19 protein-coding genes are annotated in these 16986 nt (G+C 64.2%); 14 read left to right on the forward strand and 5 right to left on the reverse strand.

The genetic code is table 11. From position 1 onward, the window contains the following. Positions 1–6: 6 nt before the first annotated feature. The 3 genes from QMK22_RS16375 to QMK22_RS16385 form a co-directional block, all read right to left on the reverse strand. Entirely contained in the window at positions 7–1296 is a 1290-nt protein-coding gene (locus QMK22_RS16375; protein WP_283498715.1) for a M20 family metallo-hydrolase, read from the reverse strand. 50 nt (positions 1297–1346) lie between these two features. After that, positions 1347–2678 (reverse strand): MFS transporter, encoded by a 1332-nt coding sequence (locus tag QMK22_RS16380; RefSeq protein ID WP_283498716.1) that lies wholly within the window; start codon positions 2676–2678, stop codon positions 1347–1349. A 290-nt stretch (positions 2679–2968) separates the two neighbouring features. Continuing rightward, complete coding sequence (locus tag QMK22_RS16385; RefSeq protein ID WP_283498717.1) at positions 2969–3883, reverse strand: LysR family transcriptional regulator; 915 nt, start codon at positions 3881–3883, stop codon at positions 2969–2971. A gap of 171 nt (positions 3884–4054) precedes the next feature. Between QMK22_RS16385 and QMK22_RS16390 the strand changes: the two genes are divergently transcribed. The 8 genes from QMK22_RS16390 to QMK22_RS16425 all read left to right on the forward strand — a co-directional run bounded on the left by QMK22_RS16390 (position 4055) and on the right by QMK22_RS16425 (position 10843). Next, positions 4055–4684 (forward strand): GntR family transcriptional regulator, encoded by a 630-nt coding sequence (locus QMK22_RS16390; RefSeq protein ID WP_283498718.1) that lies wholly within the window; start codon positions 4055–4057, stop codon positions 4682–4684. Positions 4685–4823: 139 nt separating this feature from the next. Beyond that, positions 4824–5993 carry a branched-chain amino acid ABC transporter substrate-binding protein gene (locus QMK22_RS16395; protein WP_283498719.1) on the forward strand — a complete coding sequence of 390 codons (1170 nt, stop codon included), beginning with the start codon at positions 4824–4826 and terminating at the stop codon, positions 5991–5993. A gap of 121 nt (positions 5994–6114) precedes the next feature. Continuing rightward, entirely contained in the window at positions 6115–7008 is an 894-nt protein-coding gene (locus QMK22_RS16400; RefSeq protein ID WP_283498720.1) for a branched-chain amino acid ABC transporter permease, read from the forward strand. Position 7009: 1 nt separating this feature from the next. After that, the gene (locus QMK22_RS16405; protein WP_283498721.1) at positions 7010–8062 is read left to right on the forward strand and encodes a branched-chain amino acid ABC transporter permease; all 1053 of its coding nucleotides are present in this window, start codon (positions 7010–7012) and stop codon (positions 8060–8062) included. Beyond that, positions 8059–8847 carry an ABC transporter ATP-binding protein gene (locus QMK22_RS16410; protein WP_283498722.1) on the forward strand — a complete coding sequence of 263 codons (789 nt, stop codon included), beginning with the start codon at positions 8059–8061 and terminating at the stop codon, positions 8845–8847. The genes QMK22_RS16405 and QMK22_RS16410 overlap by 4 nt, the downstream gene beginning before the upstream one ends. After that, a complete protein-coding gene (locus tag QMK22_RS16415) occupies positions 8834–9544 on the forward strand; it encodes an ABC transporter ATP-binding protein (RefSeq protein WP_283498723.1) in 711 nt (236 codons plus the stop codon). The genes QMK22_RS16410 and QMK22_RS16415 overlap by 14 nt, the downstream gene beginning before the upstream one ends. 135 nt (positions 9545–9679) lie before the next feature. Continuing rightward, positions 9680–9844: a hypothetical protein gene (locus QMK22_RS16420; protein ID WP_283498724.1), complete on the forward strand. Its 165-nt coding sequence runs from the start codon at positions 9680–9682 to the stop codon at positions 9842–9844. Positions 9845–9946: 102 nt separating this feature from the next. Beyond that, positions 9947–10843: a PfkB family carbohydrate kinase gene (locus tag QMK22_RS16425; RefSeq protein WP_283498725.1), complete on the forward strand. Its 897-nt coding sequence runs from the start codon at positions 9947–9949 to the stop codon at positions 10841–10843. 41 nt (positions 10844–10884) lie between these two features. Here QMK22_RS16425 and QMK22_RS16430 read toward each other — a convergent pair whose 3' ends face one another. Further along, positions 10885–11469 (reverse strand): HEAT repeat domain-containing protein, encoded by a 585-nt coding sequence (locus tag QMK22_RS16430; RefSeq protein ID WP_283498726.1) that lies wholly within the window; start codon positions 11467–11469, stop codon positions 10885–10887. Positions 11470–11650: 181 nt separating this feature from the next. Here QMK22_RS16430 and QMK22_RS16435 point away from each other — a divergent pair, with 181 nt between their 5' ends. The 3 genes from QMK22_RS16435 to QMK22_RS16445 are packed head-to-tail and all read left to right on the forward strand — an operon-like array spanning position 11651 to position 14283. Then, entirely contained in the window at positions 11651–12691 is a 1041-nt protein-coding gene (locus QMK22_RS16435) for a methionine ABC transporter ATP-binding protein (RefSeq protein ID WP_283498727.1), read from the forward strand. Then, positions 12688–13431, forward strand: coding sequence for a methionine ABC transporter permease (locus QMK22_RS16440; protein ID WP_283498728.1), 744 nt, complete (start codon positions 12688–12690; stop codon positions 13429–13431). Before QMK22_RS16435 ends, QMK22_RS16440 begins: the two co-directional genes overlap by 4 nt. Positions 13432–13461: 30 nt before the next feature. After that, positions 13462–14283, forward strand: a complete 822-nt coding sequence (locus QMK22_RS16445) for a MetQ/NlpA family ABC transporter substrate-binding protein (RefSeq protein ID WP_283498729.1) — start codon at positions 13462–13464, stop codon at positions 14281–14283. Positions 14284–14340: 57 nt separating this feature from the next. On the opposite strand, the gene QMK22_RS16450 is transcribed toward QMK22_RS16445, so the two are convergent. Continuing rightward, on the reverse strand, positions 14341–14787 hold the full coding sequence (locus tag QMK22_RS16450; RefSeq protein WP_283498730.1) for a GNAT family N-acetyltransferase: 447 nt from the start codon (positions 14785–14787) through the stop codon (positions 14341–14343). Between the two features lie 71 nt (positions 14788–14858). Here QMK22_RS16450 and QMK22_RS16455 point away from each other — a divergent pair, with 71 nt between their 5' ends. From QMK22_RS16455 to QMK22_RS16465, 3 genes are read left to right on the forward strand one after another with little or no spacing between them, the layout of a single operon-like run. Next, on the forward strand, positions 14859–15305 hold the full coding sequence (locus tag QMK22_RS16455; protein WP_283498731.1) for an FAS1-like dehydratase domain-containing protein: 447 nt from the start codon (positions 14859–14861) through the stop codon (positions 15303–15305). An 8-nt stretch (positions 15306–15313) separates the two neighbouring features. Next, positions 15314–15724: a MaoC family dehydratase gene (locus QMK22_RS16460; protein ID WP_502857916.1), complete on the forward strand. Its 411-nt coding sequence runs from the start codon at positions 15314–15316 to the stop codon at positions 15722–15724. Positions 15725–15735: 11 nt separating this feature from the next. Further along, positions 15736–16965 (forward strand): UDP-N-acetylmuramate dehydrogenase, encoded by a 1230-nt coding sequence (locus QMK22_RS16465; protein WP_283498733.1) that lies wholly within the window; start codon positions 15736–15738, stop codon positions 16963–16965. Positions 16966–16986: the final 21 nt, after the last annotated feature.

Genomic DNA, 16986 nt, shown 5'->3' on the forward strand with positions numbered 1-16986 from the left:
ACCCGACTAAGCGCGAGCCGAGGAAGCCAGGGCGGGCGAGAGTGCCGGATCGAGCAGTGCCGGATCGACCAGGGCACCGTTGACCAAATCGGTGGCCACTTCGGTGAGCAGCGCGAGCCCGGCGACCATGTCGGCATCCGTCGTGAATTCTCGTTCGCAGTGCGAGACTCCGTCAACGCTCGGAATGAAGAGCATGATCGAGGGCACGATGGTGTTCATCGCGACCGAGTCGTGGCCGGCCATGGTCTGGATGCGGCGGGTGGAGAGGCCCGCACGCCCGGCGGCCTGCTCGGCCAGTTGCAGGCCGTTCTCCGGAAAATAGCGGATCGGACGAATGTCGAAGTCCGTGACGTTGATTTTGATGTCGTGCTCCACGGCGAGAGCCGCGATTTTCTCCAGCAGGGTGGCGCGGGCGGCCTGCACGATCGCGGGGTCGCCGCTGCGCAGATCAGCGACCAGTCGAACCCGGCGGGCGACCACGATGGGGGAGTTGGGTTCGAGGGTCAGCTGCCCCACCGAAGACACGATGGCCTCCTCGGCGAAGTCGGTGGTGACCTCGCGCACCATGAGGATGATCTTGGCGGCGGCCACGAGTGCGTCGTGCCGGTCAGCCATAGCGGTCGCCCCGGTGTGGGACTGCTCGCCGAGTACCTCGATATCGAGCTTCTGGGTGTACCAGCTGCGATCGACCACCCCGATCGCAATGTTCTCGCGTTCCAGAATGCGGCCCTGCTCAATGTGGATCTCGGCGTAGCTCACCGTGACCGGGCGCGGGTCGGTACCGAGATAGCCGATTTCGGCGAGGGCAGCGCGAGCCGTGACGCCGGCCAGGTCGGTGGTGTCGAGCATCTTCTCCTGGTCGAACAACCCGACGAACACGCTGCTGCCCATGACGCTCGGGGCAAAACGGCCGCCCTCTTCGTTGAACCAGTTCACCACCGCAAGGTTGAACGGTGGCCTCGTGGCGCTCTTCGTGGCCAGTTCGTCGACGTTCCGAGCGGCGTGCAGTGCCGCGAGCACGCCGTAGGCGCCATCGAAGCGCCCGCCGAGAGGCTGGCTGTCGAGGTGCGAGCCGATCAGCACGTACGGAGCGCCGGGAGTCCACTCGATCAGTCCGAACATGTTGCCGATGCCGTCGACGTGCAGGGTGTAACCGGCGTCGGCGACCCACTTCGAGAACCAGGCGCGGCTTTGCGCATCTTCGGCGGTGGCGGCCTGCCGGTCCACGCCATGGCGGGGTGTGGCACCGATAGTGGCTACGTGGTGGAAGTCGGTCAGAAAATCAGCAGATGACACGGGAAGCTCCTTTGAAAGTGGGTGATGACGGAACGGATGCTGCGGCGCGCTCAGCCCATCCGCCCCCGCGTCTCGGGCACCTTGGTGAGGGTCACGAGCAGAAACACGATCACGGCGGCACCGGCCATATAGAAGCCCGGGGCGAAAGACACGCCGGAGCTGGCTACGAGGGCGGTACCGATAAGCGGTGCGGTGCCGCCGAAGATGGCGTAGCCGAGGTTGTAGCTCACGGCAGCACTCGTGAAGCGGGTTCTGGTCGTGAAGATCTCAACGAAGAAGGTGTAGCAGCCGCCGCCATAGATGCACAGCGGAATGACGAACAGCATCTGGCCGAGCAGCGCCAGCGGCAGGCTACCGCTGGTGACGAGCATGAAACTCGGAACGGAGAGAATGGCGATAGCGGCGGAACCGGCGATCAGCATGGGCTTGCGCCCGACCCGGTCTCCAATGCGCCCGCCGATCGGCAACAGCACGGCGTAGAGGGCGAGGGCGGCCGCATTGGCCAGCAGAGACTGCTCGCGGCTGAGGTTTCCCGTGGTCTGCACGTATGCCACAAAGTAGGCCGACAGAAAGTAGAAGCCCATCGCGGTGAGGCCCATAACGAATATGACCTGCACCATGCGCAGCTTGTTTTCGCGAAAGGATTCCTTGACCGGGCTGAATTCTGCGGGAGCGGTGGCTTGGGCGTCGGTGAACGACTTGCTCTCGCTGGTTTTGCTACGAATCCAGACACCGAACAGCGCGAGGGGAAGGGCAAGCAGGAACGGCAAGCGCCAGCCCCAGGCTATAAACGACTCATCGGACATGCTCTGGCTGAGGATGAGGATCATCGTGCCGGCGAACACGGATGGCAGCGCGGTCGCGGCGATGGTCAAGTTCAACCAGAGGCCGCGTCGGTCGATCGGTGCGTGTTCGAAGACGAACGAGGGAGCGCCGACCGATTCGCCGCCGGCCGAGAAGCCCTGCACGAGACGCAGCAGCAGCAGGAGCAGGGGAGCCCAGAAGCCAATCTGGTCAAAGGTCGGCAGCAATCCCATGCACGCGGTCGCGGTGCCGATGGCGAGCAGGGTGATGGCGAGTACCTTGCGTCGTCCGATCCGGTCGCCGAGGGCGCCGAAGAACAGGCCGCCGAGGGGGCGAACCACGAACGCTACGCCGAAGGTGGCGAAGGTGGCCAGCAGGGCGAGGATGGGGTCCGAGCTGGGGAAGAACAGCTGGGAGAAGATCACCGCCGTCAAGCCATACAGCGTGAAGTCGTAGAACTCGATGAATTGGCCGATGCTGCCGCCGAGCAGAACCCGCTTTTGCAAGCCGGTGATTTTCTGGCGGGGAGCGGTCTCGGCTGGCGGACTGATCGGGGCGGTGGCTGCGGTCGTGGTCATGAAATCCACCGTACGATCGGCATGATTCCGGCGCTCGCCGCTTCATTTCTGACCCGTGAACTCTGCGCGGGCCGTGTGTCGGTCATATTGCGGCGCATCCGCTGTTTGGTAACCGGGGCGACACATGAATCGTCTGCTCGAACACTGATCCTCCTTGATCATGGTCAGCCGGATCCCGGTCACACGGGGCGATGCCGGGGGACTGCGGCTGATTGTGGTCAAGCTTGCTCGTCACCGTTCACCCTTGTCCAATTGATTCTCTTGACCGACCGCATCGGTTTTGGTGATGGCTAGGCGGTGGTTGCTCCATACAAACGTCGGCAGATCTCTTCAAACGCGAGCGCGCGCCGGGTGGGCAGGGCGGTGCGCAAGCGCACGAGCATGACCTCGCTCGGTGGGAATTCATCGATCAGCCGCAGCGGTACGACCCGACCGCCGGAATACGGCACATCGTTGTACACCCGCTGGTTGAGCAGGGCGTAGCCGTGTCCCTGGGCGACGAAGGAACGCACTGTTTCGTAGCCGGCGAACCGGTGGCGCACGTTGGGCGTCACCCCGGCCAGCGCGAACAGGCTCTCGTAGTACTCCCGACTGTGCGGCAAGTCGAGCAGAATGAGCGGCTCACCGGCGAGGTCGCTCAGGGAGATCTCCTGACCGGGGGTGTTCGCGGCTCGGTGGCTGGCCGGAACGATGACGTGTGGGGGAACGCGCTCGAGCACCTGACTGGCGAAAGCCCGGCCGAGCCCGTGCCCATACATGAGCGCGAGATCGCAGCGCCCCTCGAGCAGAGCGGTCTGCAGGGATGCGAGGTCGGCCTCCAGAAAAGTTACGTCAACGCCGGGATGGGTGGCCTCGAAGGCCTTGAGAATGGCCGGCAGTCGAAACGAGGCGAGCGGCGAGAACACGCCCACGGTCAGCTCTCCGGAAAGCGACTCCGCGGCACCGTAGGCAGATTCGAACAGGGAATCGGCGTGGTCGAGAAACCCTTTCAGATCGAGCGCGAACCGGCGGCCGGTGGGGGTGAGCTTGAGTCCGGTCGAGGGACTGCGCAGAAAGAGTTGGGCGCCGAGCGTGCGCTCCAACTCCGCCATGGCCGTCGATACGGCGGATTGGCTCACCAGTAGTCGGGCGGCGGCCTTCGTCATGCTTTCCAGCTCGGCGACGACGGCGAAATACCGCAACTGGGTCAGGGTGAAGTGTCGCATGGGCTCCAGAGGTTGCTCAATGTTACCGAGCGGACCCGTTCGCGGCCCGGCCGCATTACCCATTTAGGACGGGGCAGTGGATACTGGCGGCACGAGGCTCGCCGTGGTCGCGTGTGTCAGTGAGGAGCCACCGAGGTGTTTTTGATTCAAAAAGTAGAGCAGGGTTCAACGTTGCGGGACCGCATTGCGCAGTCGCTGGCGGCCGCGATCAACACCGGAGAACTCGCTCCCGGGGCTCTCGTGACGGTGCCGACCCTCGCCATCCGCTTCGAGGTGTCGGCCACCCCAGTTCGGGAGGCGATGCTCGATCTGGAACAACGGGGTTTTGTGACCGCGGTACGCAACAAGGGGTTTCGGGTGACCCAGATGAGCGACCAGGACCTGCGCGAGGTTATTGAGTTGCGCCAGCTGCTGGAGGCGCCCACGATGGGCGCCCTTGCCGGAACCCTCGATGCCGACCAGATTGAGCTGTGGCGCAGCGTGGCTGACGAGATCTCCGAGCATGCGCGGCAGAAAGATCTGGCGGGCTTTCTCGCCGCTGACCGTCGGTTTCACCTGGGAATTCTGGCGTTGCACGGCAGCTCACGGCTCGTCGACATGGTCGGGGAGCTGCGCGCCCAGACCCGAATGGTGAGCATCGCCGCGATGATGCAAAGTGATGAACTCTGGGGAACAGCGCGGGAACATCACGTCATGCTTGATCTGCTCGCGAACGGAGATTCGGCCGCGCTGAGCGAGCTGACGGCGAATCATTTGGCGACGGTAGCCGGCTGGAGCGGCGCCCCGGGCGAGACGCGATAAGCCCGGTTCGGAAGCTGGTAAAACGCTGCGAGTGTGTAATGTGTCATACAGCACTGGGGTGTTTGGGCGTTTATTCCAAGCCGTCTTGCAATCAAGACGAGTAGAACACGCGCCCGACGCTCCCACAGGAGAGGCACACATGAGAATCTCAAAGCGCAGCACTTTGCTGCTCGGCGTCGCCACAGCGATGCTTTTTGCGACATCCGGATGCAGTGGCGGATTGCTCGGCGGCGACGACGCCGGCAGCGATGACACCGGCCCGGTCAAACTCGCCATGGTCGTTCCTATCTCGGGGCCCAGCGCCCCGTCCGGTGAGTACATGTCCAATGCGGCACAGCTCGCCGTGGACGAAATCAACGAGGCCGGCGGCGTGCTCGACGGCCGCCAGCTCGAGTTGCTCGTCGAAGACGAAGCGTGCGATGCCCAGCAGGGGGTGGCCAGCGCGAACAAGGCCGTCTCGGCTGGCGCCGTCGTGTCGGTCGGTGGCTATTGCTCGGGAGCCACCCTTCCGCAGCTGCCCATCTTTGAAGAGGCCAACGTGCCCATGATCATCCCTGCCGCCAACTCGCAGGACCTGGTCAAGGCCGGCAAGAAAAACGTCTTTCTCGTGAACGGAACGGGCAATCAGCAGTCCAACGCCGCTCTCGAGTACATGTTGAAGACCGGCGTCGCCTCGGTGGCCCTCGTCGACGACAACGACAGCTACGCGGTCGACATCACCGCCGAAACCAAGCGCCTGATCGAAGAAGACGGCACAATCACAGTCGCCCTCAGCACCTCGGTCACCCCGGGTGAGAGCGACTACTCCGCTGCCGTGCGCGACATCATGAGTGCCAACCCGGAGCTGGTCTACTGGACCGGCTACTACCAAGAAGGCGGGCTCATCATCAACCAGCTGCGCAACGCCGGTTTCACGGGCCAGATCATGGTTGCCGACGGCAGCGTTGACGCCTCCATCTCGGAAATCGCCGGTGCCAACGCCGAAGGCGTGCTCGCCACGATGACCCAGACCCCCGACACCCTCGAAGGCGGCGGCGACTGGATCGCCAGCTACGAAGACGCCTTCGGGAGCGCTCCCGGACCGTTCTCGCTGCAGTCCTACGACGCGGTTCGCCTGGCGGCCCACGCCATCGACGAGGCCGGTTCCACCGACGGCGACGCCATCATCGCCGCCCTTGAAGCCGTTGACGGGTTCAAGATGTTCTCCGGCCCGTTGACCTTCACGGCCGACCACACCCTGTCCAGCGGCGGATTCGTCATCCTGTCCGTTCAGGATGGAGCCTTCGCGCTCGAGGACGACCTGTCCTGATCCAGTAGTTCTGACCCTGGGTCCTGATCTTTGGCCGTGATCAAAAGATTCTGACCCACGTAGCGGATGCCGCGGCCCAGGCCGCGGCATCCGCTTAACTGTTCACAGAAAACGGGACATCATGACGCAAATTATCTGGGATGGGCTGTTCGTCGGCTCGTTCTATGCCCTGATCGCGCTGGGTTACAGCATGGTCTACGGCATCATCAAACTTCTTAACTTCGCCCACGGTGACATCTACATGCTGGGCGCTTTCATCGGCTTCGTGATGCTGACATCGATGGGTGGCCTCCCCGGTGCCCTGGGCATCGGCGCGCTGCTCGTCGTGTTGCTCGTGAGCATGGCCCTCACCGGTGGTGCCGGCGTTCTGATTGAACGCTTCGCCTACCGGCCGCTGCGCAAGGCCCCACGATTAGCCGTGCTCATTACCGCAGTTGGTGTGTCTTTCACCCTGCAATACGGTGTCAGCGCCATCATGGGCTCCAACCCGCGCTCCTATCCGGTGCGACTCGAGGGCGACGTGTTCGATGTTCTCGGCGCTCGCATCTCGCTTCCCCAGGTGCTGCTCATGGCCATCGCCGCAATTTTGATGATCTCGCTCAATACCTATATTCAGAAGACATCGACCGGTCGGGCCATGCGCTCCATTTCACTCGATATGAAGGGTTCCCTGTTGATGGGAATCAACGTCAATTCCGTGATTACCCGTACCTTTTTCATCGGTTCGGCTCTGGCGGGTGCCGCCGGCGTCATGTCGGGTGCCTACTACGGAAAAATCGACTTCATGATGGGGTTCCTGATCGGCCTCAAAGCGTTCACCGCTGCCGTGATCGGCGGCATCGGCAATATCCAAGGCGCGATGCTCGGCGGCCTGGTACTCGGCCTGCTGGAAGCCTTCGGTGCCTCGGTCTTCGGCGGAGAGTGGCGTGACGTATTCTCCTTCGTCGTGCTGATCCTCTTCCTCACATTGCGTCCGACCGGAATTCTCGGCGAACGGGTTACGGAGCGTGTCTAGCATGAGCGGATCAACTTTCAAGAGCCAGGCGCCGCGTCGCATGGGCCCCGTCGCTGCCAAGGTATCGGGACTGCTCGAGAGCAAATACCTGGGCTGGATCGCCCTCGCCGCGGCCCTGCTGGCACCGCTGCTCACGGCCTCGCCCTACTCGCTCAACGTGATGACCACGGCGGCGATCTTTGTGATGCTCGCTGCCGGTCTCAATATTGTCGTGGGCTATTGTGGCTTGCTCGACCTCGGCTACATCGCCTTCATGGCGGTGGGCGCCTACACCTCGGGCATCGTCTCGCGGGCCTTCGACCTGCCGTTGTTCTTCACCATCCCCGCGGTGCTGGTGATGACAATTCTGGCCGGGCTCATCATCGGCGCGCCCACCCTCCGGTTGCGCAGCGACTACCTCGCGATCGTCACTCTCGGTTTTGGTGAGATCACCCGCATCACAGCCAACAACCTCGCCGTCACCGGCGGGCCGTCGGGTATTTACGGTATTCCCAAGCTGCTGACCTTCGGCGATTTCAGCGTGCACAGCCCGGCCGTGTTCTACTACGTGACCATCCTCATCGTGGCGTTCTTCGTGCTGGCCTCGGCGCGCCTGGGTAAGTCGCGTCTCGGCCGGGCCTGGCGCTTCGTGCGTGAAGACGAGGACGCCGCGGAGGCAATGGGCATCCACACCTACAAGGTGAAGCTCATGGCCTACATCTTCGGTGCGGTCTGGGGTGGTTTCGCGGGCGTACTGTTCGCTTCGCACCTCACAGCAATCTCGCCGAAGACGTTCATCTTTCTGCAGTCGGCCCTCGTGCTGATGGCCGTTGTGCTCGGCGGTATGGGCAATATGCGCGGGGTCGTCGTCGGCGCCCTGGTGATCTCCCTGCTTCCGGAGTTGCTGCGCGACCTGTCGGAGTACCGGTACCTGGCCTTCGGCCTGCTGCTCGTGGTCGCCATGGTCTTTCGTCCGAAGGGGCTGTGGCCCGCTCGCCCGCATGAAGACGAGCGCACAGGCGCGGAGCCGCAGACCGCGGTGGATGCCGCCGTCTCGAGAGGAGAAAGCCGATGAGCGTGGTACTCGGGGTCAACGACCTGCAGATTGCCTTCGGCGGTGTCAAAGCCGTCGACGGCCTCACCTTCGATGTGCACGAAAAAGAGATTATCGCTGTCATCGGCCCGAACGGGGCCGGAAAAACCAGCGCGTTCAACTGCATCACGGGCTTCTACAAGCCCACCGGCGGTTCCGTCGTCATGGAGGGCACCGATATCACCGGCCACCGCCCGGCCGACATCGCTGCCGTCGGCGTTGCCCGCACGTTTCAGAACTTGCGGCTGTTCAATGACCTCACCGTGCTCGACAATGTGCGCGCCGGAATGCACCTTAATCGGGGTCAGAGCTGGGCGGACGCGATTTTCCACACGCCCCGGTTCAAGCGCAGCGAAGCCGCATATACGGCCGAAGCGCACTACTGGCTCGACTTCGTCAACTTTGAGGGTCCTCGAGGGGTGCCGATCGCCAACCTCTCGTACGGGCAGCAGAAGCAGGTCGAGATTTCCCGGGCATTGGCCCGAAAATCCAAGCTGCTCCTGCTCGATGAACCGGCCGCCGGCCTGAACTATACGGAGAAGCAGAATCTGCTGGAACTGTGCCGCCGCATCCGTGACCTCGGCACCTCAATTGTGCTGATCGAGCACGATATGGGGCTGGTTATGGAACTGTCGGAGCGCATCGTGGTGATGAACTTCGGTCGCGAGATCGCTGAGGGAACCCCGGCCGAAGTCAAGGCGAATCCCGCCGTGATTGAGGCCTACCTCGGCAAGGACGAGGAGGTGGAGATCGATGACAATGCTTGAATTCGACAATGTCGAGGTCTATTACGGCAAGGTGCAGGCCCTGCGTGGGCTGAGCCTGCACGTTGACGAAGGTGAGATTGTCGCCCTGCTCGGCAATAACGGTGCCGGCAAGACGACCACCCTCTCCACCGCATCGGCGTTGGTCAAGGTCGGCTCCGGAAAGCTGACCTTCGACGGCAATGACATCAGCCGGGCCAATCCCTGGGATGTCGTCGGGGCCGGGCTCATTCATGTTCCGGAGGGTCGGCGCATTTTCAGTACGCTCTCCGTGCTGGAGAACCTGCAGCTCGGTGGTTTTCTGGTTAAGGATCGCGGCGTCGTGGCCAAGCGCATCGAGCACGTGTTCGCCCTGCTGCCGCTCTTGTTCGAGCGGCGCGCCCAGCAGGGGGGCACGCTGTCCGGCGGCGAGCAGCAGATGCTCGCCATCGGTCGCGGCCTCATCGCCGGCCCGAAGATGCTTATGCTCGACGAGCCCTCGATGGGGCTCGCGCCGCTGATCGTCAACCAGGTGATGGACGTGATCAGGGAGATTCGCGAGGAGGGCACGACAGTGTTGCTGGTGGAACAGAACGCGCGTGCCGCCTTGCGGGTCACCGACCGCGCCTACGTCATTGAGAGCGGTGTCACCACGGTCGAGGGCCAGGCGTCCGACCTGCTGAACGACCCGCGCATCATTGACGCGTACCTCGGCGCGTAAGAGGCCGTCAGCCGGTCGCGTGCCGGCCGCGACACGCGAGCGGATGCCGGGAGCCGGCATCCGCTCTTCCTCCCCATTGGGGGGGTATTATCCTTACGATCGGGACCTTCCCGCGCATGAATGAAAGGTCGGATTATGAACCCGTTACTGATAATTGTGGCCATTGTTGCGGTGGTACTGCTCATTACCGGTGGACTGGTGCAGTCGCTTCAGTTTCTGATCTGGGTCGGTATCGTGCTCGCCATTGTTGCGGTGATCATGTTCCTGATGCGATCGATATCAGGACGCAAGAGCGCCTAGCGCTGCAGGAGAGCAGCCGTCAGGAGAGTCATTGATTCTCGTGACGGCTGTTTTCTGTGTCCGCACTCGTGGGAGCGCTGGCCGGCTGAAAGAATGGACCGCATGACCCAGAACAGCACCTCCGCCCGTGTCGTCGTCGTCGGCGACGCCCTTATCGACGTGTTGCGCGACTCGGAGGCGAGCCGGGAATTCGCCGGCGGTGCCGCCCTGAACGTGGCCGTGGGTCTCGCCGTGCTCGGGGTGCCGACGACCCTCATCGCCATGGTCGGTGACGACGCTGACGGTGCCGCGCTGCGAGCCGTTCTCGATCAGTTCGGCGTGCAGCTGATCGCTACGCCCGGGCCGCTGGGCTCGTCGCGTGCGGTGTCCGATCGCACGGACGGCGAACCCCGCTACTTCTTCAACGACGCAGCCAAGGGGCGACGCATTGACTTCGGTGCCGAGGAGCGGGCCGCGCTGGCTGGCGCCGAACTCATCGTTGTGAGTTGTTTTCCGTTCGACGACACCGCACAGACCGAAGCATTCGCGGCCTGTGTGACCGACCCGGATCATCGTCTGGTCATCGACCCGAACCCGCGTGCCGGGATGCTGCACGACGGTCCGAGGTTCGTGCGCAACTTTGAGGCGCTCGCCGCGCGGAGCCTGCTCGTGAAGGTGGGCGACGATGACGCCGACCTGCTCTACGAGAGCACGCTCGATGAACTGCGGGAACGGCTGGTTGACGGCGGCGCGCACAGTGTGCTGGCGACAGCTGGGCGTCTGGGGGCTTCGGTCACCGTCGCCGGCAGCGACCCGATCAGTGTTCCGATTGCGGAGCTCGACGGCCCGGTCATTGACACGATGGGAGCGGGGGACGCGACGCTTGCGGCATCCGTCTGCACGATCCTAAACGCCGGGATGCCGCGCGATGCAGTGGCCTGGCGGGCGCTGCTGGTCGACGCCATGCTCACGGCCGCAGCTACCTGCCGGCACGAGGGGGCGTTGCTGCGACGACCCTAGATCCGGCCCCCGCGATGGCCGCAAGCCGGCCACCGGGCGATTTACGCCTCGGTGTCCGTTTCGGCTTCGACGGTCGGTTCAGTCAGCTTCAGACGGCCGCGAATAGCGTCGCGGGCCTGTTGGGCCGCACGGCGCACCTCCTTGTCGGAGTCGCGCAGGCGCACCTCGATCGTGGCGATGTTGTCGGCCGTGCCCTGGTCGGCCAGGGCGTGCAGCGCCGCAGAACGTACTCGTGGGTTTTCATCGGTGGTGAGACGCACGAGTTTGGGCGCGACCTGCAGGCCGCGCAGCAGCACAACCTTGGCGCACATTTCGCGCACCCGCCAGGCCTGATTGGTGAGGCCGACGACGATGTACGGCGCGGCCGATTCGCCCCAGACGTGCAGCAGCGCGCGGGCACCCCACAGCTCAGGCCAGTACAGCGCGGGGGCACCCTCGAGGATACCGAGGGCGTGGCGTCCGCCGGCGTAGAGCAAAAAGTCTTTTCCGGCATTCTTAGCCCGCAACAGCGCCACAGCGTTGTCGACGACGACGCTCTCGCCGTAGTGCGCGACAGCGGCGCGAATGCGCTCGTCGGTCGGCAGGTCGATCGGAAGGTCGGGGTGCGGAATCAATTTGTTTTGCATAGCCCTCTAACGCTACCTCCCCGTGGCGGCGGGGGCCATCGAATCCGGTCCCAGACGGCGATCTCATCCCGGTAATACGACGCAATAGAAGCAATCGACGATTTGGCAAGCCGGGTTTGGTTCGCAAGACTGGAACTGTTGCGGTAAACGGGTACCGCGCGACGACAGGCCCGGGTGCCCCATGATCTCCATCAAACACGTCTCCAAGACCTTCGGGTCTGGTACCGGGGCAACGACCGCGCTCGACGACGTCAGCCTCGACGTTGCCCGCGGTGAAATTTTCGGTGTTATCGGCCAGAGCGGTGCCGGCAAGAGCACACTCATCCGTGCGGTCAACCTGCTGGAACGCCCGACCAGCGGCACGGTGACCGTTGACGGCGATGAGCTCACTCTGCTCTCGCCCGACCAGCTGCGCGTGGCCCGCCGCAAGATCGGCATGGTGTTTCAGCATTTCAACCTGCTGGCGGGGCGTACCGCGCAGGGAAATGTTGAGCTGGGCCTGGAGATTGTCGGCGTCACCGGTGCGGAACGTCGCCGTCGCTCGTTGGAGATTCTCGACCTGGTCGGCCTCGGTGACAAGGCCGGAGCCTATCCCGCCGAACTCTCCGGCGGGCAGAAGCAACGCGTTGGCATCGCCCGTGCGCTCGCCGGTAATCCCAAAATACTGCTCTCCGACGAAGCCACCAGCGCCCTCGATCCCGAGACGACGCGGTCGATTCTCGACCTGGTCAAGACCATCAACGTGCAACTCGGCCTCACCGTGCTGCTGATCACGCATGAAATGGATGTCGTCAAACGAGTCTGCGACTCGGCCGCCATGCTCGAACATGGCCGCATCCTCGAGCAGGGTTCCATCGTGTCGCTTATTTCCACCCCCGGCTCCCGGCTCGCGCACGAACTGTTCCCCCTCGGCGAGGTTCCGCCCCACGCCGGCAACACCGTGATCGAAATCACCTTCAGCGGCGGCTCGGCCGATCGGCCGGTGATTGCCCAGCTGGCCCGCAACTACGGTCTCGACGTGAGCATTCTCGGTGCCGCCGTCGAGACCATCGGTGGTAAGCAGGCCGGGCGCACACGTCTGGAACTGCCCGGCTCCCCGGTGGCCAACGCCGCCCCGATCGCCGACCTGCGCGGGCAGGGCCTGCTTGTAGAAATCGTCGGCGACGGCGCTGCTTCATGGACCCCCTCTTCCTCATCGTCTGCGGAAGGTGCACACGCATGATCGACCCCACGGCTCCCGACTTCTGGTCGGGACTTTTCCAGGTACTTCTGGTCGGCACCGGTGAGACCCTCTATATGGTCGGCATCGCCCTGCTGCTCACCGTCCTGGTCGGGCTGCCATTGGGTATCGTGCTGGTCGGCACCGAGCGCGGCGGACTCTTCGCGGCACCGTTCGGCTCCCGGCCGCTGGGCCGCGTAATCAACCGGGTGTTGGAATTCATCGTCAACCTCGGCCGCTCGGTGCCGTTCATCATTCTCATGGTGGCGCTGATTCCCCTCACCCGGCTGATCGTTGGTACCTTCATCGGTTCCACGGCCGCCATCGTGCCGCTGGCCGTCGTTGCCATCCCGTTCTTTGCCCGCATGGTCGAGATCGCCATTAAAGAGGTCGACTCCGGTCTGATCGAAGCCGCTGAATCCCTCGGGGCGACGCGCTGGCAGATCGTGTCGAAGGTGCTCGTGCCCGAGTCGCTCTCGACGCTGATCCTGGGGCTCTCCACCACCGTGACGTCGATCATCAACTTCTCCGCGATGGTCGGCACCGTCGCCGGCGGCGGACTCGGCCAGGTTGCCATCCAGTACGGCTACCAGCGCTACAGCACCATTCACATGGTCGCCGTCATCATCCTCATCTTCATCATCGTCATGATTTTGCAGGGGACCGCAACCTGGCTGGCCCGCCGCTTCTCCCACCGCGCCCGGCCGGCGCGCACCCGCACCTCCGTTCCCACCGCCATTTAGTTCCACACAGCAACCAGAAAAAGAGAACCCATGAAGCTCACCACCCCCGTCGGCCGTGTTGCCGGCGTCGCTCTCGCAGCATCCGCTCTGCTTGGTTTGTCGGCTTGCGCCCAGACGCCCGCCGCGACTGACTCGTCGAGCCTCGGCACGATCAACGTCGGCGCTCTCGCGACACCGGCCGGCGACATTCTCAACTTCGTGCAAGACAACCTCGCGGCCGATGCCGGACTCAACATCGTCTACAAAGACTTCACCGATTACAACACCCCCAACGTTGCCCTCGCCGACGGATCGATCGACGCCAACCTGTTTCAGAACGAGACCTTCCTCGAAACCTTCAACACCGCGACCGGCGGCGACCTGGTGAGCCTGGGCTCGGTCTACCTGCCGAGCGCCGCGTTCTACAGCGACAAGATCACGAGCCTGGATGACCTCGACGACGGCGCCCGGATCGCCATCCCCAACGATCCGACCAACGAGGGCCGCGCGCTGAAGATGCTCGCCGCCGAGGGCCTCATCAAGCTCGGCGATGAGCCGACCTCCGTCGCCGACGTGACCGGCAACCCGCATGACTACGACTTCGTGGAGGTGGAGAACGCGACCCTGCCGCAGGCGCTGCCCGACGTCGATGTCGCCTTCGTCACGATCACCTTCGCGCTGCCGGCCGGCCTGACCGGAGAACAGGCCCTCCTCATCGAGGGTGCGGACAGCCCGTACTCCAACGTGCTCGCGACGACGCCTGAACTGGCGAACGACCCGCGCGTGCTCAAGCTGCTCGAGCTGCTGCGTGCCCCCGAGACCCAGAAGTACATGACCGACACCTGGGGCGGTCTGGTCATCCCCACCGCCTAACTTTCACACAGCACACAGCACACAGCACACAGCACACAGCACACAGCACGCGGCACATCAGGTGAGGTCGATTTCGAAGCCGGAGGCGTGCTCGTAGATGCCGTAGTTGCCGATGTTGTTGTAGCCGAGGCTGGCGTACAGGGCGAGAGCTTCGGGCTGGGCGTAGCCGGTCTCCAGGCGCATCCGTTCGTAGCCGAGAGCGCGAGCGAGGGACTCGAGTTCGCGCAGGATCGTGCGCGCGTGCCCCTGGCGGCGGTAGTTCGGGTTGGTCCACATGCGCTTGACCTCGGCTGTGGTGGCGTTGTACCGGTGCAGGCCGCCGCCGGCAACCGTGGTGTCGCCGTCGACGATCACCAGGAAGCCGCCGTTGGGCGGCTCAAACTCGGTCCCATTGACGTCGTGCACGGAATCACCGTCGCCGTATCGGGTTTCATATTCACGGTGCAGGTCAAGCAGCAGGGGAGCTACCTCGGGGTCGCCGAGGCGTACGGATACACATTTCACGGTTATAAGTGTGCGCCCTCTCGAGGTCGGCTTCTGACCGTCTGCGGGAGCTCTCTTAGTAGACTCGACGGGTGTCAGTGAACCCAGAGTTGCAGGGGCGGGTCTTTCCGCCGGTCGCACCGTATCTTGTCGGCCGTGAAAAGGTGCGCGAATTCTCGCGCGCCGTGTTCGCGACCAACCCGATCAACCACGACCCCGAAGCGGCCCGCGCGGCCGGCCATACCGACGTCGTCGCCCCGCCCACGTTCGCCGTGGTCGTGCAGGAGGCGACCCTGGCGCAGCTGCTGGCCGAGCCGGATGGCGGCATTGACTTCACTCGCGTCGTGCACGGCGACCAGCGGTTCACCTTTACCCGCCCGATCGTCGCCGGCGACGAACTCACGGCGACCCTCGCGGTGACGAGCATTAAAACTCTCGGAGGCCACTCGATGGTGACCGCCGAGTCCACGATCGTCGACGCGTCCGGCGCCCACGTCGTGACCGCCATCTCCACCCTCGTCGTCAGGGGAGACGAATGACCCCCGCTATGAGTGACCTCTCGGTTGGCAGCATCGTCGCCGAGGCAAACTTTGCCCTGACCCGCGATTCCCTGGTGCACTACGCCGGGGCATCCGGTGATTTCAACCCCATCCACTACCGCGATGACGTGGCGCAGTCGGTGGGTTTGTCGGGCGTGCTCGCCCACGGCATGCTCACGATGGGCCTGGCCGTGCAGCCGGTCGTCGACTGGGCCGGCGACCCGGCCCGGGTCATCGACTACCAGGTGCGGTTCACCCGCCCGGTCTTCGTCGACGCCACGGCTGGCGCCACCGTGACCGTGGTCGCCAAGGTGGGCGCCCTCGACCTCGAAGCCACGGTGGCACGCATCGACCTCGTTGTGACCTTCAACGGCGCGACGGTTCTCGGCAAGGCGCAGGCGCGCGTCAACCTGGCCTGAGGAGATCAGTCATGCTGGAACCCGTTGCCCTGAGCACGCTCACGACCTTCGGCGTCGGTGGACCACCCGCAGCGCGGGTGGCGCCGGTGACCGAACAGGATCTCATTGACGAGACCCTCGTCGTCTGGGGCATGGACGAAAACTGGCTGCTGCTGGGCGGCGGCTCCAACACCGTCGTCGCCGACGAGGGCTTCGACGGCATCGTCATTCAGGTGGTGACCCGCGGCATCGAGGTGCTCGCTGGCGGCGCTGAACCGGGCAGCGAAGCGGATGCCGCTGACGGGGTCATTGACGGGGCTGCAGGCGGAGACGGCGACGATGTCGAACCGGTCGCAGCACCCCTCGCCGACCGGATCCGCTTGCGCGTGCAGGCCGGTGAGCCGTGGGATGACCTGGTCGCGTACACGGTCGAGCGTGGCTGGTCCGGAATTGAGGCGTTGTCCGGCATCCCGGGATCGTGCGGCGCTGCGCCCGTGCAGAACATTGGTGCCTACGGCCAGGAACTCTCCGACAGCCTCATTGCGATCGATTTTCTCTCCTACGAAACCGGTGAGGTGGATCGTCTCGAGCGCTCCGAACTCGGCCTCGGCTACCGCACCTCGGTGCTCAAGCAGGGGCTGCGCGGCGTAGTGCTGGCGCTGGAACTGGAGCTGCACGATACCGCGGCAGAGGCATCCGTTTTGGGAAGCACTCTGGGGCAGCCCCTGAAGTATGCCCAACTCGCGGGAGCACTCGGAGTGCAGGTGAGCGACCGGGTGCCACTGCAGATTGTGCGTGCCACAGTTCTCGGCCTGCGCGCCAGCAAGGGCATGGTGCTCGACCCGAATGACCCCGACACGTTCAGCGCCGGATCGTTTTTCACCAACCCGATCGTGACCGAGGGATTTGCGCGCACTCTGCCCACAAACGCGCCGCGCTGGCCACTCGACGCCGAGCCCGCCGACCGAGTTATTCCACTTGAGGAATATATGGGTGTTGGGCCGATTCCCGGCGAGGAACCCGTGCGTCTGGTCAAACTCAGCGCCGCCTGGCTGATCGAGCAGTCCGGTGTCCACCGGGGGTTTCGTCTCCCGGGTTCGAAAGCCGCAGTGTCGAGCAAACACACCCTCGCCCTAACGAATACCGGCGGCGCTACCGCCGAGGAGGTGGCCGAACTGGCCCGGTATGTGCTCGGCCGGGTGCAAGCCGAGTTCGGCGTGAACCTGCAGGCTGAGCCGGTACTGGTCGGGCTGACCCTGTAGCCGATCAGGATGCTCCCGACC

The organism is Cryobacterium sp. PH29-G1, assembly GCF_030063365.1.
In the GTDB taxonomy this organism is placed as follows: domain Bacteria; phylum Actinomycetota; class Actinomycetes; order Actinomycetales; family Microbacteriaceae; genus Cryobacterium.